Genomic DNA, 23,535 nt, shown 5'->3' with positions numbered 1-23,535 from the left:
CCCGAGCTGCCCGCATACAGTGCCAGGTTGTTCGAGAACGATTCCTTTCGTAAGATTCCCACGATAATACCCACGTTTGCCACTTTGCATAACCCTCAAAGGTGTTGTAAAGATTTCTCGACAGCGCGATTCATTCGAGATCGTGCGTCTGTGTCTCATCGTTCCGCCATAGCAAAGAATCGTGTGCAAGAAATGGAATGAGCGGAAGGTGTCAAAAGGACAGGGATGGAGAATGCTCAGAAATGCGATTTCTCAGGTTGGATCGATATTTGGACGGGGACGTCTTGTGTATTTTTCGGAAGACCCGCTCGAAGTGCGTGATATTGCTGAAGCCAACTTTTTCTCCGATATCGGCGACAGGCATGTCGGTCTCCCTCAACAGCCGTTCCGATTGCTGGATACGGATTCGGTTTACATATTGGACTAAGGTATTCCCTGTGAGTTTTTTAAAAAGACGGCAGAAGTGACTTGCACTAACATTGTACTGGTTGGCTAGACTTGGAACTGTGATTTTTTGGTCCAAGTGGTCCTGTAGATACTGCAAAATCCCATCTAGTGGATGGATAGTGTATGTGCGACGTTGCGCGAATCCGGCACTTCGCGTGTCTTGAAACGAATATCGAACGACATTGGAGAGGATGCGAAACAACTCTGATTTTACCGACAACTCATAAGCGAGAGGCTCTAGAAAAAATTCATTGGCGAGGCGCTCGATTGAAGCTACCACTTCGCGATTCAACGAGTGCCGATGATCCAGGAAATTTGATAGCCTAAATTCTTGATTCAAAATGGGCTGAATATATCGGTATTCTGTTAGATCGAGGTTTCCATTGCAAATAAGGCGTTGGTTGAACACGATCGCCACAATCACGGTGTCAGGCGATTCATTGGTCGTCGAGTGAATCTGTTTCGAATTTACAAAAATGACATCGCCGGCATATACCTTCGCGAATGTGGTGTCGATCTGCATGGTTGCGGAACCAGCCATGATATACACCAGTTCTAGGTGTTCATGCCAATGAACGTGCATGTAGTTTTGAAACGAATCACTCTTGTGCTGAAGCATGAAGACGTTGATAGGAAACGACTCGTCCCGCAACTCCGTATACTCTCTCAACCTGGTTTCCACAAAATCACATCCTCCCTAGGACGTTGACCGATTACACGGAATTCCATGTCGTCATTATACTCAAGCAACCATCCATATCAGCCTAGTTTCCATACCTGTATGTGGCACGAACCATCAACATGATAAGATACGTCGATTTCAGAGTAATTTATGGCTAATTGTAAGTAGTAGACGGGTCATATAATACCCCTGAAAGCGCTAACAGGTATGGGGGCGAGGAAAACTATGAAGAGGCGTATTCTGGCGACCTGTCTTTCTGTGAGTACTGGTGCCGCGTTTGTTTTGGGAGGTTGCGGGACGGGCAACGGAAATCAGAGCGGGAATGTACAAGGCAAACGGATCACCATCAATTTCATGACGTGGGCGTCTGGTCAGGAATTGACTTCGCTGCAAACGGCATTTTCGAATTTTGAGAAGCTCCATCCAAACATCACGGTCAAGGCAGATGTGGTTCAAAACGCAAACTACGAGACAAAGCTCTCGACACTCGTCGCTGCCGGTTCCGCTCCGGATATCGCCTATATGGATTACCCTCAGCTGTATGGCGAAAAGGGGCAACTTACGGATTTGACCCAAGACATTGAGAATATGAAAGGAATTAACTACACAAAGAGTGGGAACGGGTTTCTTCCTGGTCTGATCTTCAAGGACAAAGGGCATGATTGGGGCGTCTCGATTGGTCCCGAAATCCAAATGCTCTTCTACAACAAAACTTTATTTCAACAGGCTGGTATTCAACCTCCGTCGGCGGACCCGGCACACCCGTGGACTTGGGACCAGTTACTTGCGGCCGCCAAGAAATTGACCGTCGACGAAAATGGCAAACATCCAGGAGAGCCAGGTTTTCAGCCGTTGAAAATCAAGACGTATGGAATTGAAGTGAATTCTGGAGCTTGGGAGTTTCTCTCGCAAAGCAATGGAGGAGGCGTGGTCTCCAGAGATGGCAAGCACCTGTTGATCAATCAACCCGCCTCGATTCAAGCCGTCCAGGCGCAGGCGGACCTGGCTCTCAGCGATCACGTCGCACCGCCGCCCACCGCGACGTCGACGATGCCTTCCGGTCCCACGATGCTTGAGAATGGGCAATTGGCGATGCTGCTGGACGGTCAATACGATGTTGGGACCTTTTATCAAGACAAATACACGCCGGGATATGCGGCGGTTCCGATGTTCAAAACGCCGAAGGATGTGGTGTGGAGCGCGGGTATTTCCATCTTTAAGAGCAGTAAGTACCAAAAGGAAGATTGGGAGCTTCTTAGTTTTCTATTGAATCCGAAAAATATTTTAAACATGTATGAGACGGGTGTCTGGATTCCTCCGTTGACGAGTTGGTATACCGATCCGAAGTACACGAAATTATGGGCCGACAATCCCATTCATGGCGGCAATTACATGCAAGTGGTCAAAGGAACCGTAACGAACCCCAAGATCGCTGAATCTCCGTACTATATCTGGGCCAAGAACAATCAAGAAATTACCAACACCTTAGATCAAGTATTAGGGAGCGTATGGACTGGCAAGACGACCGCCCAGAAGGCCCTGACTCATGCCGCGCCGCAGCTTCAATCGTTGCTGCAGGGTGCCTATCAGTAAGGGCATGTCGTACATTGGGCTGTTTCGTCGCATTCAAACGGAAAGGAGAGATGTCGTTGTTGGAGAAAGCCGTTCTAAACCGGTCTTTGGCAAAGAAGATTCGACGCAAGATCTCTCATGAAGAAAAGGCGCGTTTGAAGTGGGGATATGTCTTCATTGCCCCAACCATCTTCGGGATGTGTGTCTTTGTGTTGGCCCCGGTTGTGTTTGGCCTGATTATCAGTTTTACGCACTGGGACATCATTACTCCTATGCGGTGGGCTGGACTGAGCAACTACAAGAAAATTTTTACGTCCGATCCGCTGTTTTATCAGTCGTTGCGCGTGACTTTTTACTACGCCATAGCAAGTGTCATCCTCACCAACATTTTGGCGCTGTTTTTGGCAACGTTGCTCAATGCCAAGATCCGATTCAAGAGCTTCTTTCGCACGGTGTTCTACATCCCTACGATCGTACCTTTGATTGCAGCTATCGTGATTTGGTCGTTCATCTACAATCCGGAATACGGATTGTTGAACTCGCTCCTTGGTTTGTTTCACATTCCTCCCCAGAATTGGCTGTACAATGCTCGGTTAGTGATCCCAGCCATGATTGTCATGAGCATGTGGGGAGCAGGAAACAATATGGTGATTTACTTGGCCGCGTTGCAAGGGGTGCCGAGACATCTCTATGAGGCTATCGATGTCGACGGCGGGGGTGCGTGGCGGAGATTCTGGAATGTTACGCTGCCCATGATCAGTCCGATGATTTTCTTCAACTTTATCACGGATTTTATCAATAGCCTTCAGACATTCGCTCAAGGCCAGATCATGACGGACGGCGGCCCAAACAACGCAAGTCTGTTTTACATCCTGAATGTGTACAATCAGGCGTTCACCAACAATGCCATGGGATACGCCGCCGCCTTGGCCTGGGTATTGTTCATTATCGTCGCCATTTGCGTAGGGCTGATTTTTCGATTTTCAAATCGTTGGATCTACTACGAGGGAGGGGAGGCATGATGGTCGAGTTTCGTCGTCGACAGAACTTGGGTGGCAAGATAGGACTCTATGCGTTGCTGATCATATGCACCATCATGATGCTGTTTCCGTTTTATTGGCTGTTGCGGAGCGCCTTTATGAGTTCACGCGAAATCTTTTCCGTTCCAATGAAATGGTGGCCGTCACATTTGCTGTGGTCAAATTTCGTGGACACGTTTCAGGACGCGCCGTTCGCGTTGTATTTTCGAAACACCATTTTTCTGGTTGCGGTCAACTTGATAGGGGCGATTTTCAGCAATAGTTTTATCGCGTTTGGATTTGCGAGAATCCGGTTTAAAGGCCGGAACTTTTGGTTCGCGTGTGTGTTACTGACGATGATGATTCCATCGATTGTGATGTTTATACCACAATTCATAGGATGGAAAGAACTTGGCGCGTACAATTCGTATTGGCCGCTGACGCTGCCTTCGTTTTTTGGGAACGCGTTTTTTATCTTCTTGTTGAGGCAGTTCTATATGACCATCCCGATTGAGTACGACGAAGCCGCGTTCATGGATGGCGCGAATTACTTCACCATCTATCGAAAGATCATTCTACCGCTGTCAAAACCCGCCTTGGTGACGGTCGGTGTGTTCACGTTCATGGGAACGTGGAATGATTATTTCAATCCCATGTTGTACTTGAACAATCAAAAGCTGTGGACGCTGCAATTGGGACTCCAGTCGTTCATGGGCCAATATACCTCCAGTTGGCAGTTGATCATGGCAGGGGCGTTAATCACTTTGCTGCCAATGCTCATTGTATTCTTCTTTGCTCAACGAGCGTTTATCGAAGGGATTAGCTTGTCTGGCGTCAAGGGCTAACCGCGTGCGGGGCGCGCTGTCGCGGGCAAACGAATCGCTGGGTTCACGCTTCGGGTACCCCAGGATATGACATTGAAATTGGAGGTTGGACGATGGGGACTGTACAGAAGACAGAACACATTCGGATTGGCACCTTGGTGGCTGGTCGTGATGCGGTGAGGGTGCTCCCGCAGATTACGCCATATGGATTCGAATCGTACAGCTTAACGTTTTGGCAAACGACCGGAACGACAGATTTGCGAGAGTTGGCCAGGCAAGTTAGAGAAATCCTTGAACCACATGACGTGGTGATTTCAAGTCTATCTATCTTCGGAAATGCGCTCACAGGTGAAGGGACAAATTCGGACACTTACGCGAGTTGGGAACGGCTGATCGACGTTGCCGAAGAGTTCGGTACAGATCTGGTAACCGGCTTTACGGGAAGATTGCCTGGGGTTATCGAAGACTCCATCCCTCGCTATCGGGAAGTGTTTGGTGAGTTGTCGAAACGGGCGACACACAAAGGCGTTCGTCTAGCGTTCGAAAACTGCGATATGGGAGGAACGTGGTATCAAGGCGACTGGAATATCGCTCATAACCCGGCAGCTTGGGAGATGATGTTCAATGCGCTTCCAGCGGACAATATCGGACTTCAATGGGAGCCTTGCCATCAGATGGTCAGCCTGATCGATCCCATTCCTCAACTGCGCAAATGGTTATCGACAGGAAAAATATTCAATGTTCATGGGAAGGACGCAACCATTGCTTGGGATATTGTTCGGGAGTGTGGGATCCACGGGCCGAAACAGTTCGTTTGGCATCGTACACCGGGCTTTGGCGATACAAATTGGACGGACGTGATCTCGATTCTGCGTCAGCATGGGTACGGAGGATCCATTGATATTGAAGGATTCCATGATCCGGTTTATCGCGATGAATTGGAAATGACAGGGCAAGTGCACGCGCTCAAGTATTTGAAGCAGTGTCGAGGCGGTGATTTTGTCCCCAATCCGTCGTGACATGAGCTCGATACCAACATGAAGGAGCGATGACCGTGATCAAACATAAAGTGGTGGTTGCTGGTTGCGGGGGCATGTCCAACACTTGGCTGGATTATGTGGCGCAACGGGAAGATATCGAGATCGTTGGCTTGGTCGACATTGCTATCGACAGCGCGAACGCGATGGCGCAACGACGTGGATTATCCGTACCGACATTTACCGACTTGGAACAGGCCATTCGCCAAACGGCTCCCAATCTGGTCTTTGACATTACGGTGCCGGAGAGCCATCGGCAGATTGTGACCACCGCGCTTCAGGCTGGATGCCACGTGTTTGGAGAAAAGCCGATGGGAAAATCGATGGAGGACGCGGAGGCTATGTTGTCGGCTGCGGAACGTTCCGGAAAGCGGTACTCCGTCATGCAAAATCGACGGTATTTGAAACAAATACGCGCAGTTCAGACGACCTTGCGCAACAACGTGATTGGTCCCGTTGGATCCATTTACGCCGATTTCTTCATTGGCGCTCACTTTGGTGGATTTCGCGATGCGATGGACCATCCATTGATCCTTGATATGGCCGTTCACACCTTCGATCAAGCGCGCTTTATTCTGGGCGCCGACGCGGTCTCCGTCTACTGTCACGAGTTTAATCCAGTTGGATCTTGGTATCAGGGCAACGCATCCGCAGTTTGCATCTTTGAGATGAGCGATGGTTCGGTCTTCTGCTATCGAGGTTCATGGTGTGCGGAAGGCTTCAACACGTCTTGGGAATCCGAATGGAGAGCAATTGGTCAGCGCGGCACGCTCCTCTGGAACGGCAAAGACGATCCAGTGTGCGAGATCGTTGACGAAGCCCAACCGGGAGGATTTATCAGCCGCACGAAGACGGTTGAGATACCCGTTGACTGGATAGGGCGAGAGGGACATTGGGGCTGCCTGGATGAGATGTTCAAATCCGTCGACGAGGACCGACCGGCGGAAACGGATTGCACCGACAACATCAAGAGTGTGGCGATGGTGTTTGGCGCGATTGAGAGTGCAAGTTCAGGCAAAAAGGTGTTGCTTTAACAAAGTTGCAAGCGCGGCGGGCGGAGGAGCCGTGGAGCAGATAAGCGGCCGTGGGCCGGTTATTTGCGGGAAAGGGTCGGATGGTCGGCAAATAGGCGACCCTGGGCGGCTTATTTGTCGATCGCGGCGCCGAAGCGGCGGGGCGCGAGTCCCTTTAAGCGGTCCACGGCCGCTTATTTTGGCCGAATGAGATAATTCGACACACTTAAGCGGCCGTGCGCCGCTTATTTCGCCAGTGATCCTGGGATCTGCGGCGTGATCGCGATGGTAGGGTAGTCTGATCCCGGTGACGGGCGACGGTTGCGGGCCGCTTATTTCGACTGTGCTGCTTGGACTTAGCGATAGCCATCGTTATCGCCATCCCCATTCGGGGCGAAGCGCAGCAAACGACACAACCGTACGGGAATTCGATGTGAGTCGATTGGACCGATGGCTATACCGGTCAATCGCTCTGTTTAATGCAAATCGATTCGTATGTTCGCGTTCTTCGAAACGCTCAAGTATTTTACCGACACCCCTGCTATCAACCCCCGAGTCAGCCTGTTTCTGAATTCCAACCCACGCCGCTTTGGTTTCGAATCAACGATGTCCAAGGCGGAATACAGAACACCCAGAATCGGCTCTGATTCACCATAAACAATATTCACTGAAGAAATAAAGATGGAAAATAGATTTTTAGTTGGGTTTTTTGAAAGCTTGGAAGCTAATCCCTAAATTGCTGATACATAAGGATTATAGTCCTATTTCACACACTTTATCGGCATCTATGAAAACGCTTTACTTTATTCGATGAATGTAGTAAAGTTTCGAAACATAAAAACATGGTTTAGTTGAGCTGCTTGGATGTGTGCTACAACGCAAAACAAATTGGGGGGATTTGGCGTGAAAAGAAGTCGATTGATCGGCGTGGCAGGAGCACTGGTAGCCATTGGAGGAGGGCTCGCTGGTTGCGGGATTGCCCAATCGGGATCGGAGACGAATACTTCGACCGCTTCGACGGGCAATGCGAGTGTCGCTCCTATCACTATCACATTTTGGAACGCGTATTCCGAAACGGATAGTGAGGAAAAGACCATTGTCAACAAAATCATTCCGGAGTTTGAAAAGACGCATCCTGGAATCACTGTGCAAAACGTCACACTGCCCTACAGCAACATGCAGCAGAAGCTGTTGACGTCCGCTGCGGGCAACCAATTGCCGGACGTGGCGCGTCTCGATATCATCTGGATGCCTCAGTTGGCCAAATTGGGTGTCTTGGTGCCGCAGCAGAAGTTGTCTGGGTGGACGGCGCTCAGCAAGAAAGTGTTTCCGGGTTCTCTATCGACGAATTATTACAATGGCCAATATTATGGTTTGCCGCTTGACACGAATACGAAAGTGCTATTCTCCAATCCTGCGGTGCTGAAGGCCCATGGCATTCAGAAGCCGCCTGCTACCATGGCGCAGTTCATCGCGGACATCAAGAAGGTGTCTGGCGGGACAGGGAAAAATCGCGTCTACGGTTATGACATCGGGGGAGACAGCTTATGGAATCTGGTGCCGTGGATCGATTCCTACGGCGGTTCGGTGCTCAGTCCCAATATGAAAACGGCGACTGGTTATCTGAATGGGCCAAAGACGTATCAGGCCATCAACACGCTGGTGAGCCTTTATAAGGCGGGCGACATTACCGGCGTACTGCCAGGAGCGACAGGTGATATGGACGGCCTGGCCAAGGGTGAGTACGCGTTTATCGACGAAGGACCGTGGGATGTTCCTTCGATGGCCCAGACTTATCCGAAGGTGAAATACAACATGAGCCTGTGGCCAGCCGGACCAGCTGGATCTGTGCAAGTTGTAGGCGGCGAGGATATTGGCATCTTCAATACGGACCCTGCGCATGAAAAGGCTGCCTGGGAATTTGAACAGTTCATGCTGTCGACAGAAGCACAGACCCAGATGCAGGCGGTTGGGCAAATGTCCGTCCTGAAGACGTTACCGCAGTCGAATTTGTTGAAAGGTCTAGATTATTTCAACATCTTCCGAAAGCAGTTGGCGACGGCGAAGGCTCGTCCGTCCGTGCCGCAGTTCACTCAAATTGAGCAGGACATTGAAACCGAAGTCACGAAGGCGATTCAGGGCAAAGAGACCGTGAAACAAGCACTGGACAATGCTACGAAAGAAACGAACGAACTTCTGGCAGAATAAGCTCCACAGCGCGGGACTGATGGGGCGGTTTCCGAAAGGTTTCGGCCCCCCTCTTTAGATTGGATGGAAGGGTTGTTGTCTATGGGAATTGCGAAGGCAGATCGCAAATTGATGCGAGAGATCAATAACATGCATGTTCTTCAACTTATTCGTGTCAACGGCCCCATATCACGACCTGACCTGGCGGAGCAAACAGGACTCGGTTTGTCGACGATTTCCAATATCGTAGGGGAGCTGTTGGAAAACCGACTGATTCGAGATGTCGGCGAAGGTGACTCCAGTGGAGGACGTCGTCCCAGCTTATTGGATATTAACGAATCCGCGCGTTACACCTTTGGCGTCAAAATTGGTCCGGGTAACGTTTGGGTCGCTTTGTTCGATCTGCGTATCCGCCCGGTCGATGTCGAAGAACTTAGTTTCCCGCCAACGGCTTCGCCGGACGTCGTGTTGTCAGAGACGACAGCGGTGATTGAACGCTTGCGCAAGAAACACCGCATTCCGAGGCGAGATGTGCTAGGCATTGGTGTCAGCACATCGGGACTGATCGATGCAGAAAGCGGCACCTGTGTCTACAGTCCAATTTTGAAATGGGAGCACATTCCCATCAAGCAGATCTTGGGCCAATCGAGCAAGCTGGACGTCATGGTCGAAAATGATGTCAATGCGTTCGCGTACGGGATGCTGTTGCACGAACCGAATATGTCGATCAAAAACATGATCTGCATCACCACGGGCCCAGGTGTTGGCGCGGGGATCATTTTGGACAGGTCATTGTATCGAGGGAGCCGCGGCGGTGCCGGAGAGTTTGGTCACATGTCGATTGATCAGCATGGACCGCTCTGCTCCTGCGGACGCCAGGGCTGTCTGGAAGTATTGGCGTCAGATCAATTTCTGCTTGCCCGTGCGCGGGAACTGGTCTCGTCTGGACAGTCTTCGATCCTGCAGATGATGAGCGAGGATAAAGATCTGTCTCCCACTTCGTTGCTCTTTGCGGCAGAGTCGGGTGACGAAGGCGTGCGGGACATCTACCGTGAATTGGGCAGAAACTTGGGATGTGGCGTGGCGAATCTGATTAATCTGTTCGATCCGGACAAAATCGTGATTGGCGGCGAGGGTGCAGTCGCTGCGAATTTCTTCATCGAGACGACGCGCGAGATCGCGTACAAGTATTCGTTTCCGCATCTGGCCGATCACGTCGAAATCGTCGTGGATGACGGCAGTGAAGATGTCTGGCTGCAAGGCGCGGCTGCCCTTGTCGTGGAGGAATTCTTTAAAGTTCCGTTTGCAAGTTGAATGTATGGGGGTGGGAAAATGATCAAGGCAGATGTTCTCGGAAAGGCTTCCGTCGCCTCCACAAAGCGCAGTAAACTTCGCAAAAGTCTGCTGCACCACGCGGGGATCTACCTGTTCCTGTTGCCTGCCATCGCTTTCTTTGTTGTCTTCTCCGTCTATCCAATTCTCTATTCGTTTATCAAGAGTTTTACAAATTGGCCGGTCTACGGTTCGTCCCAGTTTGTTGGGCTGCAAAACTACAGTCAGGTCCTGCACGATCCCGTTGTCGGAACGTCGCTCGTCAACGCCTTGTTCTACATGGTGGTCTCGGTGCCAATTCAGGTCGTTCTGGGGCTGCTTGTGGCAATTGGCCTCGACAGACCCATGCGGGGGCGTGCGGTGTTTCGTCTGATGTATTACATTCCGGTTATCACTTCCTGGGTTGTCGTCACACTTCTGTTCGAGTATCTGTTCAATACGGATTACGGAATTATCAATTGGGTGTTGGAGTCCCTTCATATTACTCACACGGCCATCCCTTGGTTGGCCGATCGCTATTCGGCGCTGACCGCCGCAGCCATTTTGGGTGGATGGAAAGGCATCGGCTGGGCGATGATGATATTCCTCGCGGGTTTGCAGGGTGTGCCGGACGAACTGTACGAATCGGCCGCTATCGACGGTGCTGGAAAATGGCAGCGTTTGTGGTCGATCACGCTGCCGATGATCCGCGGATCGTTCTTCTTCGTCACGGTTATGCTGGTAATGGGCTCGTTCCAGGTGTTCATATCAGTATTCATTTTGACCGGAGGGGCGCCGGCGAACGAGACTCAGGTTCCTCTCGTGTGGATGTACCAACAGGCGTTCACCAACCTCAACTTTGGCTACGCGGGCGCGTTCTCTTGGATTATCACCGGCATCATTATCGTTCTCACGGTGATTCAGTTCCTGATCTTTAAACCGCGCGGCGCGAAGGAGGCCTAAACGTCGTGATTAATTCCGGAGGCAACAAGACTCGCTTCATCGTCGTTGGACTGTTCGCTCTGGTGATGGTGTTTCCATTTTATTTCATGGTCGTGCTTTCGTTTTCCCCGAACAATGCGACGCTGAAATACCCGCCGCAGTTGTTGCCAACCAATTTTACGTTCAGCAATTACGTCGAGGCCTGGCAGTCGAATGATTTCCAGCTCTATTTCCTGCACAGCATCTGGGTGTCCATCATCTCGACGGTGCTGGGCACCATCATTGCCTGCGGGGCCGCGTTCGTCGTTTCGCGTTACAATTTTTTCGGACGAAAGCTGATTTACCGAATCTTTCTCGGGTCCATGATGGTGCCCAGCATGACGTTCATACTTCCACAGTTTAAAGAGATGGAACACCTACATTTGCTCAACAGCCTGAACGGGCTGATCCTCGTCTATACGGCCGGAATGATCCCATTCACCACATTTTTGATGAAGGGGTTCTTCGACGACATTCCAGTGGAGTTGGAGGATGCGGTGATGATTGACGGCGGTGGCAAGTGGACACTGTTTTGGCGCGTCATGATGCCCATGGCTATGCCATCTCTCGTCACGGCTGTCTTATTCAACTTCATGGGCGGTTGGGACGACTACACGATGGCGTTGACGTTTATCAACGACCCAAACAAGTGGACCCTGCCGATTGCCCTGCAGCTGTTCCAGGGTCAACACAGCAGCGCTTGGGGTATGGTGTTTGCAGCCTCAGTGATTCAGATTGTTCCGATTATCGCGATATTTATCGTATTCCAGCGGCACATCGTCAAAGGTCTGATGGCGGGCGCTGTCAAGGGGTGACTGTCGAACCATGGAACCGGCTAATCTATTTGATATCTATCCGACCCAGTCACAGTTCGGGTCGGGTCAGGAAGTACATCTGAACGTCGAGATGACGGGTTGCACGGATGAAGCGTCCGTCGAGATCGAAGTGTACCAGCGGCAGCGAATGGTTCAAGCCGTGTCCAGGACGGTTGGCCAAATCCGGGAACACCGCATGGTTGTCTCATTGGGGAACTTCGACGACGGCGGCTACAGAGTGGTCGCCACACTCCATACGGAGCGCATGCGGGTGGCGAAAACCGCGTTTGATGTACGGAAACACTGGCGTGAAACGCCTCGTTACAGCTTCTTGAGCGACTATGGGCCGAGGGGCTCCTATCAGGTCATCCAGAACTTCTTCCTGAAATTTCACCTGAATGTCGTTCAGTTTTACGATTGGATGGAACGGCACGACGCGCTCGTGCCGAAAACGCCAGAGTTTGTCGATCCAATGGGACGAAAAGTCGCAACAGAAGGTATTTTGTCCCGGATCGCGGCAATGAGGGACATTGGGACGACTTCTATCGGCTATGCTGCGGTGTATGCTTCGCTGGTCGACTACGCTCGTACGCATCCCGAGGAAGGTCTGTATGATAACCAAGGTGTACAGTATTCGCTGATTGATCGCTTTTTCTTGATGGACATTTCAACCGGGTCCACGTGGAGAGAGCACATTTTAGAAGAGTTTTCGCGCGTGATCGAGTTTGGTTTCGATGGGTTGCACCTGGACCAGTACGGCTACCCCAAATCCGCTCGGCGATTCGACGGATCGACCGTATGGATGGACGAAGCGTATCCTTCCTTTATTAATGCGTGTCGGGCGAAGCTCGGAGACGAACCTGGGCTGATTTTCAACGCTGTATCGAGTTATCCCATTCACTCGGTTGGGAAGGCGGCCCAAGACGTCATATATATTGAAGTTTGGCCGCCGATGGTTCGTTACCGTCATCTGCTCGAAATTATCGAGCGAGCCCGCAGTGCGTCGGGTGGAGAAAAGCAGATCATTTTGGCTGCGTACCTCAAGCCGTTTCGGGAAAAACGGGACGCCGATCCCGTCGCGGTCGCTCGCAGCGCCTTGTTGGTTACGGCAGTGATCTGCGCGAGCGGGGGCTACCATCTGGTGCTGGGCGAGTCCGAGGGAATGCTCACGGAACCCTACTACCCAGATTATGTGCCGATGGTGCCGCACCTTGTGGAACCGCTGCGACGTATGTACGACATCGTCACGGCAGACGCCGATTTGCTCTCGGGAGCCGATGTGGTTGATGTGACCTGGAGTTTCGTCGGCGGGATCAACGATCACGTTCTCGTCGACGGAGCCCCGATATCCGTTGAACCAGAATCGGGCGCAGTTTGGGTCCGTGTCACGACGACAGCCCGCGGACTGGTCATCCATTTGGTGAATCTGCTCTGGACCCATCATGACGAGTGGAACGCGATTCACGACGAACCGTTTACGGCGGTGCCGCCGCTCGATGTGTCCATCGAATGGAATCACCAGGTCGAGGACGCATGGGTGCAGCGGTCCGAAGATGGTGTCTGGACAAAAGCGGATTGGAGCTGGACACAGCACGTGCGGGGTGAAGCGATTCGCGTGGCTGTTCCTTCGTTCGACGTTTGGTCGATGATTTTTATCCCCTATGACGGTCAGTGAGGAGTGCGAACGATGAAAGCCAAGATACGCATGGGTGTCGTTGGACTCGGAGGCATTTCCAACGTCCATATCCAAGGAATTCTTCGCAGTGTTGACGCCGAGTTGGTTGCGATCTGCGACACCAACGCCCAGTTGCTGCAGGCGACAGGGGATAAGTACGGAATCCCCGCGCAACGGCGGTTTTCTGAATTCGCCGAGCTCATTGGTGCGGACTTCGTCGACGCGGTATCGATTTGTACACCTAACATGCTTCATTTTCCGATTGCGATGGAGGCTGTCCGGCAGAAAAAACCATTTTGTTTGGAGAAGCCAATTGCGCTCAACGCCAAGGAGGCTGAACAACTTCGTGACGCCTGCAGGACGGCGAATGTGCCGAACATGATCGGCTTTTCCTACCGCTACAAGCCAGCCGTTCGATACGCTCGTTCGCTCGTCCAGGAGGGGCAGTTGGGCCGGATTTACCACGTCTATGGGCAATATCTGCAATCGTGGGCCAAGCCTGATGTTCCTATGTCGTGGAGATTTTCCAAAGCTATGTCCGGTTCCGGCGCGCTGGGCGATCTCGGTTCCCACGTGATCGATTTGACCAGATTCATCGTCGGCGACATCAAACGGGTCACGGGGAATGCTGGCATATTGGTCGGTGCCCGTCGCAATCCAGGGAGTGATACGCAATCCACGGTGGATGTCGATGACTATGTGCATTTCCTCGCCACCATTGAATCGGATATTTCTGGTGTGTTCAGCATTTCTCGATTTGCGTATGGACGCGGCAACTACCAACGACTTGAGATTTATGGGGACAAGGGGGCTCTCGTCTATTCGCTTGAAGCCGACGATTCTCTTGAGGTTTGTATCGGTTCGGTGTACGAGCAGAGCCACCAGTTCGTGGAGGTGCCGATACCGGCTCGATTCCATCAGGACCAGATGCAAAGCTTCTTTGACTTGGTTCGCGGGGTTGATGACGGCCTAAACGCGACGCTTGACGACGGCGTCTTCAACCAAAAAGCCTTGGATGCCATCGAGGAATCCTTTGAATGCGGGAAATGGATCGAGATCGACTGACCCATGATGCGGCTGATGCGGCGAAACAGAGAAACGAGTGAGGGAGGTCGGTACGGTATGGAGACGGAACATAACGCGTGGTGGAAAGAAGCGGTAGTCTATCAAATCTACCCACGAAGTTTCATGGATGGAAACGGTGATGGAATCGGAGATCTGAAAGGGATCATCGGTAAACTCGATTACTTGCGATGGCTCGGCGTCGACGTGATTTGGCTTTGCCCGATTTACAAGTCTCCGAACGACGATATGGGGTATGATATCAGCGATTACCGCGCGATTATGGACGAGTTCGGAACGATGGACGACTTTGAACAAATGCTCGTGGGCATCCACGAGCGCGGCATGAAACTGGTCATGGACCTCGTTGTCAACCATACTTCCGACGAGCACGAGTGGTTCGTCCAATCGCGGGCGTCCCGGGACAATCCCTATCGCGACTATTATATTTGGCGAGATCGACCCAACAACTGGGCGTCGTTCTTTGGCGGCTCCGCCTGGGAGCTGGACGGACGGACAGGCCAGTACTATCTGCATCTCTTCTCGCGCAAACAGCCGGATCTGAACTGGGAGAATCCGAAGGTCAGGTCGGAGATTTACGACATGATGCGGTGGTGGCTGGACAAGGGCGTCGACGGCTTTCGGATGGACGTCATCAATTGTATTTCCAAGGTTCCCGGTCTTCCAGACGCACCGGGAGAGGGCGGCTTGGCATGGGGAGGTGCATTTTTTCTCAATGGCCCGCGCGTTCACGAATATCTGAAAGAGATGCATACGGAAGTGCTGTCGCGCTACGATGTGATGACTGTGGGAGAAACACTCTCTGTCACACCGGAACAAGCCCTGGAGTATGTGGGATTCGATAGAGCGGAATTGAACATGGTCTTCCAGTTCGAAATGATGGATATCGACGCTGGCCCAGGTGGAAAATGGGACTTAAAGTCCTGGAAACTCAGCGAATTCAAGCGGATTTTCAGTCGCTGGCAGACTGCTCTGGCGGGCAGTGGCTGGAACAGTCTTTACCTCAACAATCACGATCAACCGCGACTCGTATCGCGCTTTGGAAATGACGGTAGGTACCGAATCGAATCGGCCAAGATGCTGGCCACTTTGTTGCATACATTGCAAGGCACGCCGTTCGTGTACCAAGGTGAAGAGATAGGGATGACCAACGTCCACTTTGATTCGATCGATCAGTATCGGGATATCGAGACTATCAACTGGTACAACGAGCAGGTGGCGAAAGGCGAGCGGTCAGTGGACGAGATCGTGAAGAGCATCCACGCGAAGGGGCGGGACAATTCGCGCACTCCCATGCAATGGAGCTCCGCGCACAATGCCGGATTTTCCGACGGACTGCCGTGGTTGCAGGTGAATGAAAACTATCGCGAGATCAACGTTGAGCAACAATTGGCCGATCCCGATTCCGTCTTGCACTATTACCGCAGGCTGATTCAGTTGCGCAAGCGGCATCCGGTGATGGTGTACGGCAATTACGATTTGCTCTATCCGGCGGACGAGAAAATCTATGCGTTTGTCCGCGAATTGGGAAACGCCGCGCTGCTGACTGTGTTAAATTTCACGGACGAGCAGCAAGTCTTTCTATGTCCGGAGCATCTTTGCCCAAAGGGTTTTGAGCTGGTTCTGTCCAATTACGAAGTCGGCGACGCAAATCTTCCGACACGGTTGTCGTTGCGTCCGTACGAAGCCCGCGTGTTTATCGCGTCACCCGCCAGCGGACGCGTGGATGTTTGAATAAAAACAGATGAACCATCTTGCCGCTTACCAAAGGGTGAACCAAACGTGAGCGGCAAGATGTCTTTGTTCCTTCATCACCCCGATGATATCCAAGCTGTTGTTGCGTTTCCCCTCCAATTCCCTGCATTGTTCTGCTCCGATAGAGTCTTGCACAAACACTTGCTTGTAAATCGCAATAATAATTATTTACACGTGTGTAAATCTGGAATACAATGATGAATCGTAAGTATTACGATTTGTTGTCTTTCGTTCACAATTGCTCGTCCATTTTGGATGTGTTGGAAAAACTATGAATGCAATTGGCCGTGGCTACACCGACAAACCCTGGAGGGTGGATGAATTGCAAACAGAGCATTCGATTCAAAAAGCGTACGATGTCGCCGTGGTGGGCGCCGGCGCTTCTGGAATAGGACTTGGCGTTGTCCTAGCCCAGCTTGATGTGAGAAACTTCGTTGTCCTTGAACGTGAAACAATCGGGTCCTCGTTTCAAAAATGGCCTCAGGAAATGCGCTTGATCACGCCGTCATTTCCAGGCCAGGGCTTTGGAGCATTGGATCTCAACGCCATCGTCCCAGACAGCTCACCGGGCTACACGTTCGCGAGGGAACATCTTTCCGGTGAGGAGTACGCTGAATATCTACAAGCCATTGCTGAGCACTTTGCGGTCCCTGTCGCTGAATATACGGATGTGACCTGCGTGGAGAAACAGGGGGAGTTTTTTGTCCTGCAGACGAGCAACGGAACTGTACGATGCCGTTACCTGGTTTGGGCTGCAGGGGAATTTCAGTACCCGCAGGACGCTTCCTTTGAGGGCGGTGAACATTGTTTACACAGCAGCCGCGTGCGCAGTTGGGCGGAGTTGGAGGGCGATTCTTTCCTGGTGATCGGCGGTAACGAGAGCGGGATGGACGCGGCGTACCAGTTGGTTTGCATGGGTAAGCAGGTGAAGATCGTCACAGCGGGCAAGAATCAACTGGCTGAAGACGACGATGCGGTCGACCCCAGCCTCACGTTGTCCCCATTTACATACCAAAGGATGGAGGAAGTAATGCAAACCGGACGTTTGTCGATCACGGCGAACTGTTCCGTTGTGCGCGTCGAGAAACATACGGACGGATATGTCGTTCACTTGGCCAACGGTGAGGTGCTGCTTCAGCCAACCAGGCCGATTTGCGCGACTGGATTCGCTGGAGGATTGTCTGTGATTGCGGAACATTTTGATTGGCTGAGCGACGGATCGGTTGATTTGAGCCTGAAAGATGAATCGACGAAGAGCGAAGGGCTGTTCGTGGTCGGGCCAAACGTTCGACATGGCGATGTTATCCTATGCTTTATCTATAAATTTCGGCAGCGGTTCGCCGTGATCGCCGAAGAAATCGCGCACCGTCTTGGAGTTTCGATAAACGACGCGGTGATTGAATACTATCGGGCAAACAACATGTATCTGGACGATCTGAGTTGCTGCGAGGTGAAATGTGAGTGCTAGAGGCGGAGTTGACAGCAGTTCTGGTGGGGATGGAGTCGGCGGGAAAATCGACCGTGTTTGCAAAATTGACGCATTACCACACGGGTGAAGAAACCAATTTTCGCGGCTCCACAGTCGTTTGTCGGCGCGGGAGCATTCATGGAACAAACATTGTATTGGTCGACACACCGGGGATCCGCCAACAGGCGGATAGTCGCACGACAGCAATGGCGCTCGATGAAGTCGAGCGCGGGGATGTCATTGTTTTCGTTGTCCGGGGGACGCATGCGGTCTCGGAGTTAAACCTGCTTTCACGGATCGTGGGCCACCTGGAGAATCGAGTGGCTGTCATTTTCACCTTTGAGGACAAAACGCCGTTTCAGATTCGGGAGGCCATTGAGCGATTTTGCAGCGTCTACGGTATTTCCTTTCTCTCCGTCAACGCTCGAACGTTCGCGGGCAACCAACTGGAGACGGCTGTGGCGTCTGTCCGCAAGGCGAAGCGGCCAAGTCGACCGTTTCACGAACTGCTCGACTTGGAACTATCCGAAATTGAACCTCCGGCTACCATTTTTGATCTGAATCGGATTGGCCCGTGGGTGTCGCTGCTTTTCATTGTCTTGCTGTTTGGATTGCCTGTTTTGGCCGCCTATCTGCTTGCGAACGTCACTCAGCCGTATTTGGATGCATTTGTTCTCGATCCGCTTCGTCATGCCTTTCAGACGGCTCCCGGATGGCTCCGGGCCCTCACGGTTGGCGACTACGGCGTGCTGACCCTGGGGCCGTACTCATTCCTTTGGGCGTTCCCGGTTGTCTTGTTGATTGGAGTCACCGTTGCCGTCACCGAAGAGAGCGGGCTCAAAGATCGAATTGCGGATTCGCTCGATCCGTGGCTCCAGAAAATTGGACTCGAGGGCCGCGACTTGATCCCTGTGTTGACCGGTTTTGGCTGCAATGTCGTCGGTGTGCTGCAAAGCCGTGCTTGCGGTCAGTGCACGCGCACGCAGTGTGTGTCCCTTATCGCGTTTGGATCGGCTTGCAGTTACACCATTGGTGCGTCGCTCTCGCTCTTCAGTTCGGCACACCACCCGCTATTGTTTCTCCCATATATCAGCGTGGTCTTTCTTGTAGGAGCCATTCATACGCGCATTTTCAACCGCAGCGCGACACCGCTTGCGGAAAGGCGGCGGACCTTCCTGCAGCAACCAACTTGGAAAGGGATTGGCTTTCGCGTGCGCTCGGTCGTCAAGCAATTTCTGCTGCAAGCCATGCCAACATTTGTCATCATATGCTTTGTTGCAGCGCTGCTGGACTATTTTCACGTCGTCAATTGGGTTGCGCACGTGACGTCGCCTGTCTTCATCCTGTTTCATTTACCTTCTTCCGTAGCGCCAGCAGTGATCTTTTCCACCATCCGCAAAGATGGCATGTTGGTGCTCAATCAGACAGATGTACTGGATTCGCTCTCGATTAGCCAGTTGTTTGTCGTTGTCTATCTCGCCTCGACATTGTCGGCGTGCATGGTTACGTTGTGGACTATTGGTAGAGAATTCTCTTGGCGGTATGCCCTGCGCATGGCAGGAAGGCAAGCGGCGACTTCCGTCGTGAGCAGTCTCGCGCTGGCCTGGACGCCACTGCTCCTGCATAGCATTGTGTGATGGATGATGGAGCCCCCTCCCGCCTACGCGGACTGCTTGAGGTAATTCAACCACTTGTCTATCGACTTGCGTATCAGTTCGCCAGGCATCAACAGGATGCCGAGGATATCACCCAAGAAGTGCTTTACAAGATTTGCAGCAAGCTCTCGACCTACCGCGAAGATAGTTCATTTCACAGTTGGGTTTACGCGCTTGTGGTCAACACGTTTCGTGACATGTATCGAAAGCGCGTGACCGCATCCTCGCAAGTCCTGCTGGAGCCAGTCGCTGTCGGTCAATTGTTTGAATCGGCCGCGATTGCCAGAATGACTTTGGAACAGATTTTAGAATCCTTGGACCCGGAAAGCAGAATGCTCCTCACCTTGCGATTTCACTCCGAACTGACCGTCCGGGAAATCGCCGAGGCGATGAATCTAACGATCTCGAACGTCAAGACAAGATTGTTTCGGATACGCGAAAAACTGCAACGTTCGAGTCGATTCGGGAGGGGATGTTCGATGGTTTGCGATAGGGTAATCGATGCTTTGTGTGGACAGGTGAGGAGATCGATCTCGATGTCGAGCAACATGTCATGACGTGCCCGGTTTGTCGCGCTGAAGCGGACATGGTTGGTGCTGTCACCGCGTACTACGGGCAAAAGGCGGTGCTGAATCCAACTCGCCAGATGTTGCCGAACCGACGTGAGATGCAGCGGGCGCGATTATCCACAAGTGCGAGCACGTGGCAGTCCAAATTCTCCACATTTGCTGCCGGGTTGGCAGCCACAGCTTGCGTCGTTGTGGGGGCATGTATGTCAGAGGCCATCACAACTCTATCGTGTACCACTTGCGCCAATCAACCGTAACGCACCGAACAGTTGCAGGTTGGTCTCGCGTCCACGCTCGGCCAGGAAGGGCAAACTGTAAGTGACATTGCGAGGAATATCACGCGATTGCGACGGTAAATGCTGGCGATTCAGATAGTTCAGCATATGATGAACCCTTGGGGATCACCATGCATCGCGGTAACGTCGTCGCAAACGGTTCGTGGGAAGACCTTTCGGCGAATGAGCGTACTGTGATCGGACTGACCAAACAGGGAAGGTTGGTCGTCGGAAACGAGTCCGTCGCGCCAACCTCGAATATCGGTTGAAACGCGTCAACCGTCATCGGTCAAAGCGCAATTGGGACTCTGATATTTATCGAAACGGACGGACGCTTCGCGACTGGCAGCCATGATATCGGGCCTTCGCAACAGGATCTCGTCCGTCTCATGCGAAAATATGGCGCGGTGACGGCTGCTTGCCTGTCTGGGGGATCGAATTGCACCATGTATGCGCATGGGAAGATTCTCAACCATCTGCAGATAGACGACGAATTGTGAAGAATCCGTTACAATGATGAAGCGGACCCGATGTGGTCGTCCACTGTTGGCAGACGTTTTAACGGCAGGCGAATCGTTCGAATGGCGGAGGTCATGTAACCTCAAAGGAGGCCCCTTGTGCAACACTACGTGTCTATCATCATCATTATTGCTTTGGTTCTCTTTGGAATGTATCGACGAGTCCGTCGGACGGTCGGCTTTCAGTACTTGGTTCGCGGCCGACTGACCACCCGCGTGGTGATATTTTCTATCCTGGCTGTCGTGATCCTAGCCGCCGGTATCAGCAATCCGCTGTCCTATGCGTCGGATGCGCTTGGTCTGGTGATTGGAGGCGTGATCGCCTACGTTTCCGCTCGCACCACGAGATTTGAGATGAGGAACGGGCGGTGGGGATATATGCAGCACATGTGGATTGGCATTGGTCTCATCGTTCTATTCATTGGCCGGTTGGCGTTCCGATTCATTGAACTATCTCAACAGGTCGGCGAACTTCAGCAACAACGTGGTTCGGGTCAAAATGGAGTGTCCGCCCAAAGCTTTTCCGATCCGTGGACGGCAGGCATTTTTATGTTGTTGGTGGCGTATTACATTGGTTACTTCACATTCTTGCTTCGCAAGGCGAAGGCGTTGGAGACGCAGCAGCCGTCCGTCGGGATCGATGAGAGTTCGAACTAGATTCGGATTCCCGAAGGTGAGCACCGCAAGGGGCTGGCCGTCGCCGCATGATTGACGAAGCTCGATTTCAAGTTGAGGCATGTCCGTGGTCGGGCATGTCTTTGCTGCATTGTCCAGTCAACGCCGACTAATAAGCATATTAATCCGATGGATAAAGTGGTATTATGGTTTGAAAATACGGAGCATCGACCTTTGAGAGATGGGGAACCAGAAATGAAGACGAGCGTACCGCTGTATCACCGGCTAAAGAGTGATTTAATTCGAGACATCCAATCGAACAAGTGGAACGTTGGCGATAAGATACCGTCAGAAGCGGATTTGGCTGTCGAACATGGCGTCAGTCGCATTACCGTCCGCCAGGCCATCAGCGACTTGGTGTCGATGGGCTATTTGGTGAGGCATCAGGGGAAAGGAACGTTCGTGGCGAAGCGCCGAACTTCCGTCGCCGTATCGCGGCTTCAAGGATTTGCCGAAGAACTTCGGACGAGCGGGAAAGACGTGGCCCTTACTGTCAAACATGTTCAGATGGTGGCATGTTCAGAACGAATTTCTAAACAATTGGAAGTGCCCGAAGACACGAAGTTGATTCGAATTTCGCGTGTGGCGTCAGTCGACAACCTGCCTGTGTTTCGAGAGACGTCGTTTCTTTTGCCACCGACGGAGGGGGCGTTCGAGGAACTGGTGAATCACCCGGAATTGCACAACCACATCTACGGATTCTTTGAACGCCATGGTGTCAGAATTGCCTATGGCAAACAAGAAATTTACGCGGAGCGAGCCAATTACGACGACAGCCAGGAACTGAATATCGGATTTGACGAACCCGTTTTGGTGGTTCAGCGCGTGACTTCGGACGACACGGGCACGCCCGTGGAATTCTCGGAGGTCAGGTATCCTTCAAGCAGATATCACTACAATGTGAACTTGACCAGGGGAGACGTGTGAGGAATTTGATTGTTATAACATTATACACGATTCCTTGATTTGGTCCTGTATTATCTGTTTTTTCATTGACGCTCATTCGTTGGGTCCCCTATAGTGTTGTTCATAAGGAATTAAACCGATTTGGATACTTGGATTCAATGGTTCCGAACAGCTAGGGGGGACTGATGTTGGAACGTGCGGGCGCTTATGGACGAGATATGATTGAACGAATCGTTCAAGCACTGGATGGATTGGAGTATGGATCGGTCCACATCACGGTGCATGACGCACAAATCACGCAGATTGATCGAATTGAGAAGCAGCGATTTTCCCTCGGGCCATCTTCAACGAAGGAATCGAGTCCGAGGAGACGTCCGACTGCGCTCTAATAGCCGATTATAAATGAAATATGTCGACCAGACCGCTGGAGACCACCGATATTGCGCTGCCTTGGCATGCGCTGTAGAGGGGTCTCCATTTGTATTGAAGGGGGGAGAACCATGCCTAAGGTCACCTTGATCTATGGAAGTCCGTCGAAGAAATCAACGAGTGCAAAGATATTGACCTATCTCGACAATAGGTTGAAAGAAGCCGGGGTGGATACGCGCTGGATCTCCGTCAGGGATTTCCCCGCTGAAGATTTGCTGCACGCCAATTTTGAGAGCGCGGAAATACGACAGAGCGTGAATTGGATTGAAGAATCGGATGCCGTCGTGATCGCTACGCCTGTCTATAAGGCGTCGTATACGGGGCTGTTGAAATCATATTTGGATTTGCTTCCCCAGACCGCGTTGGCTTCGAAAGCGGTTCTCCCCATCGCGGTAGGCGGATCGCCTGCCCACTTGCTCGTGATTGACTACGCATTGAAACCCATTTTGTACGCATTGGGCGCGCGGGCCATTTGCGGAGGCGTGTATGGCCTCGATTCGCAAGTCACCTCGCATGCGGACGAATCCGTATCGTTTGAGGAATCGTTTCAGCGTCGATTGGACAGCAGCGTCGATGAGGTTCTCGACTTGGTGCAGAACAAAGTGACGCAGACCATCTGACAGGGCCGACACGGGATTC

General features: G+C 52.0%; 21 protein-coding genes. 20 read left to right on the top strand and 1 reads right to left on the bottom strand.

Features of this window, described 5'->3' with window-relative positions; all coding sequences use genetic code 11:
• Window positions 1-211 precede the first annotated feature (211 nt).
• Complete coding sequence (locus AAC01S_RS10565) at window positions 212-1,129, bottom strand: AraC family transcriptional regulator (RefSeq protein ID WP_067621756.1); 918 nt, start codon at window positions 1,127-1,129, stop codon at window positions 212-214.
• A 225-nt stretch (window positions 1,130-1,354) separates the two neighbouring features.
• On the opposite strand from AAC01S_RS10565, the gene AAC01S_RS10560 reads away from it, so the two are divergent.
• The 20 genes from AAC01S_RS10560 (at window position 1,355) to ssuE (ending at window position 23,516) form a co-directional block, all read left to right on the top strand.
• Window positions 1,355-2,722, top strand: a complete 1,368-nt coding sequence (locus AAC01S_RS10560; RefSeq protein ID WP_067621754.1) for an ABC transporter substrate-binding protein — start codon at window positions 1,355-1,357, stop codon at window positions 2,720-2,722.
• Between the two features lie 56 nt (window positions 2,723-2,778).
• On the top strand, window positions 2,779-3,723 hold the full coding sequence (locus AAC01S_RS10555) for a carbohydrate ABC transporter permease (protein ID WP_067621752.1): 945 nt from the start codon (window positions 2,779-2,781) through the stop codon (window positions 3,721-3,723).
• On the top strand, window positions 3,723-4,565 hold the full coding sequence (locus AAC01S_RS10550; RefSeq protein ID WP_067621750.1) for a carbohydrate ABC transporter permease: 843 nt from the start codon (window positions 3,723-3,725) through the stop codon (window positions 4,563-4,565). Before AAC01S_RS10555 ends, AAC01S_RS10550 begins: the two co-directional genes overlap by 1 nt.
• Window positions 4,566-4,657: 92 nt before the next feature.
• On the top strand, window positions 4,658-5,563 hold the full coding sequence (locus tag AAC01S_RS10545; protein ID WP_067621748.1) for a sugar phosphate isomerase/epimerase family protein: 906 nt from the start codon (window positions 4,658-4,660) through the stop codon (window positions 5,561-5,563).
• Between the two features lie 35 nt (window positions 5,564-5,598).
• Entirely contained in the window at window positions 5,599-6,615 is a 1,017-nt protein-coding gene (locus AAC01S_RS10540) for a Gfo/Idh/MocA family protein (protein WP_157071133.1), read from the top strand.
• Window positions 6,616-7,497: 882 nt separating this feature from the next.
• Window positions 7,498-8,802, top strand: a complete 1,305-nt coding sequence (locus tag AAC01S_RS10535) for an extracellular solute-binding protein (protein ID WP_067621744.1) — start codon at window positions 7,498-7,500, stop codon at window positions 8,800-8,802.
• Between the two features lie 129 nt (window positions 8,803-8,931).
• Window positions 8,932-10,095, top strand: a complete 1,164-nt coding sequence (locus tag AAC01S_RS10530) for an ROK family transcriptional regulator (protein WP_169794032.1) — start codon at window positions 8,932-8,934, stop codon at window positions 10,093-10,095.
• An 18-nt stretch (window positions 10,096-10,113) separates the two neighbouring features.
• Window positions 10,114-11,055, top strand: coding sequence for a carbohydrate ABC transporter permease (locus tag AAC01S_RS10525; RefSeq protein ID WP_067621741.1), 942 nt, complete (start codon window positions 10,114-10,116; stop codon window positions 11,053-11,055).
• 5 nt (window positions 11,056-11,060) lie between these two features.
• Window positions 11,061-11,888, top strand: a complete 828-nt coding sequence (locus AAC01S_RS10520) for a carbohydrate ABC transporter permease (protein WP_067621739.1) — start codon at window positions 11,061-11,063, stop codon at window positions 11,886-11,888.
• 10 nt (window positions 11,889-11,898) lie between these two features.
• The gene (locus AAC01S_RS10515; protein ID WP_067621736.1) at window positions 11,899-13,563 is read left to right on the top strand and encodes a glycoside hydrolase family 66 protein; all 1,665 of its coding nucleotides are present in this window, start codon (window positions 11,899-11,901) and stop codon (window positions 13,561-13,563) included.
• 12 nt (window positions 13,564-13,575) lie between these two features.
• Window positions 13,576-14,628: a Gfo/Idh/MocA family protein gene (locus AAC01S_RS10510; RefSeq protein ID WP_067621735.1), complete on the top strand. Its 1,053-nt coding sequence runs from the start codon at window positions 13,576-13,578 to the stop codon at window positions 14,626-14,628.
• 57 nt (window positions 14,629-14,685) lie between these two features.
• On the top strand, window positions 14,686-16,380 hold the full coding sequence (locus AAC01S_RS10505; RefSeq protein ID WP_067621733.1) for a glycoside hydrolase family 13 protein: 1,695 nt from the start codon (window positions 14,686-14,688) through the stop codon (window positions 16,378-16,380).
• Window positions 16,381-16,723: 343 nt separating this feature from the next.
• The gene (locus AAC01S_RS10500; protein ID WP_245630174.1) at window positions 16,724-17,869 is read left to right on the top strand and encodes an NAD(P)/FAD-dependent oxidoreductase; all 1,146 of its coding nucleotides are present in this window, start codon (window positions 16,724-16,726) and stop codon (window positions 17,867-17,869) included.
• Window positions 17,863-19,506: a nucleoside recognition domain-containing protein gene (locus AAC01S_RS10495; protein ID WP_067621731.1), complete on the top strand. Its 1,644-nt coding sequence runs from the start codon at window positions 17,863-17,865 to the stop codon at window positions 19,504-19,506. Before AAC01S_RS10500 ends, AAC01S_RS10495 begins: the two co-directional genes overlap by 7 nt.
• The gene (locus AAC01S_RS10490) at window positions 19,506-20,081 is read left to right on the top strand and encodes an RNA polymerase sigma factor (RefSeq protein WP_067621729.1); all 576 of its coding nucleotides are present in this window, start codon (window positions 19,506-19,508) and stop codon (window positions 20,079-20,081) included. Before AAC01S_RS10495 ends, AAC01S_RS10490 begins: the two co-directional genes overlap by 1 nt.
• Window positions 20,082-20,652: 571 nt before the next feature.
• Window positions 20,653-20,868: a phosphodiester glycosidase family protein gene (locus AAC01S_RS20225; RefSeq protein ID WP_083511699.1), complete on the top strand. Its 216-nt coding sequence runs from the start codon at window positions 20,653-20,655 to the stop codon at window positions 20,866-20,868.
• 117 nt (window positions 20,869-20,985) lie between these two features.
• The gene (locus AAC01S_RS10485) at window positions 20,986-21,543 is read left to right on the top strand and encodes a CcdC protein domain-containing protein (protein ID WP_067621727.1); all 558 of its coding nucleotides are present in this window, start codon (window positions 20,986-20,988) and stop codon (window positions 21,541-21,543) included.
• A 213-nt stretch (window positions 21,544-21,756) separates the two neighbouring features.
• Entirely contained in the window at window positions 21,757-22,488 is a 732-nt protein-coding gene (locus AAC01S_RS20100) for a GntR family transcriptional regulator (RefSeq protein WP_067621726.1), read from the top strand.
• Between the two features lie 164 nt (window positions 22,489-22,652).
• Window positions 22,653-22,856, top strand: a complete 204-nt coding sequence (locus tag AAC01S_RS10475; RefSeq protein ID WP_067621724.1) for a YezD family protein — start codon at window positions 22,653-22,655, stop codon at window positions 22,854-22,856.
• A 111-nt stretch (window positions 22,857-22,967) separates the two neighbouring features.
• On the top strand, window positions 22,968-23,516 hold the full coding sequence (gene ssuE, locus AAC01S_RS10470) for an NADPH-dependent FMN reductase (protein ID WP_067621722.1): 549 nt from the start codon (window positions 22,968-22,970) through the stop codon (window positions 23,514-23,516).
• Window positions 23,517-23,535 lie beyond the last annotated feature (19 nt).

The organism is Alicyclobacillus acidiphilus NBRC 100859 (genome assembly GCF_001544355.1).
Classification (GTDB): domain Bacteria; phylum Bacillota; class Bacilli; order Alicyclobacillales; family Alicyclobacillaceae; genus Alicyclobacillus; species Alicyclobacillus acidiphilus.
This window is presented reverse-complemented; position numbering and strand designations above follow the sequence as displayed.

Coding starts and splice junctions, on each gene's coding strand:
- AAC01S_RS10560 (WP_067621754.1), top strand. CDS start 1,355: ATGAAGAGGCGTATTCTGGCGACCTGTCTTTCTGTGAGTACTGGTGCC.
- AAC01S_RS10515 (WP_067621736.1), top strand. CDS start 11,899: ATGGAACCGGCTAATCTATTTGATATCTATCCGACCCAGTCACAGTTC.
- AAC01S_RS10490 (WP_067621729.1), top strand. CDS start 19,506: ATGGATGATGGAGCCCCCTCCCGCCTACGCGGACTGCTTGAGGTAATT.
- AAC01S_RS10550 (WP_067621750.1), top strand. CDS start 3,723: ATGGTCGAGTTTCGTCGTCGACAGAACTTGGGTGGCAAGATAGGACTC.
- ssuE (WP_067621722.1), top strand. CDS start 22,968: ATGCCTAAGGTCACCTTGATCTATGGAAGTCCGTCGAAGAAATCAACG.
- AAC01S_RS10525 (WP_067621741.1), top strand. CDS start 10,114: ATGATCAAGGCAGATGTTCTCGGAAAGGCTTCCGTCGCCTCCACAAAG.
- AAC01S_RS10475 (WP_067621724.1), top strand. CDS start 22,653: ATGTTGGAACGTGCGGGCGCTTATGGACGAGATATGATTGAACGAATC.
- AAC01S_RS20100 (WP_067621726.1), top strand. CDS start 21,757: ATGAAGACGAGCGTACCGCTGTATCACCGGCTAAAGAGTGATTTAATT.
- AAC01S_RS10510 (WP_067621735.1), top strand. CDS start 13,576: ATGAAAGCCAAGATACGCATGGGTGTCGTTGGACTCGGAGGCATTTCC.
- AAC01S_RS10505 (WP_067621733.1), top strand. CDS start 14,686: ATGGAGACGGAACATAACGCGTGGTGGAAAGAAGCGGTAGTCTATCAA.
- AAC01S_RS10530 (WP_169794032.1), top strand. CDS start 8,932: ATGCATGTTCTTCAACTTATTCGTGTCAACGGCCCCATATCACGACCT.
- AAC01S_RS10545 (WP_067621748.1), top strand. CDS start 4,658: ATGGGGACTGTACAGAAGACAGAACACATTCGGATTGGCACCTTGGTG.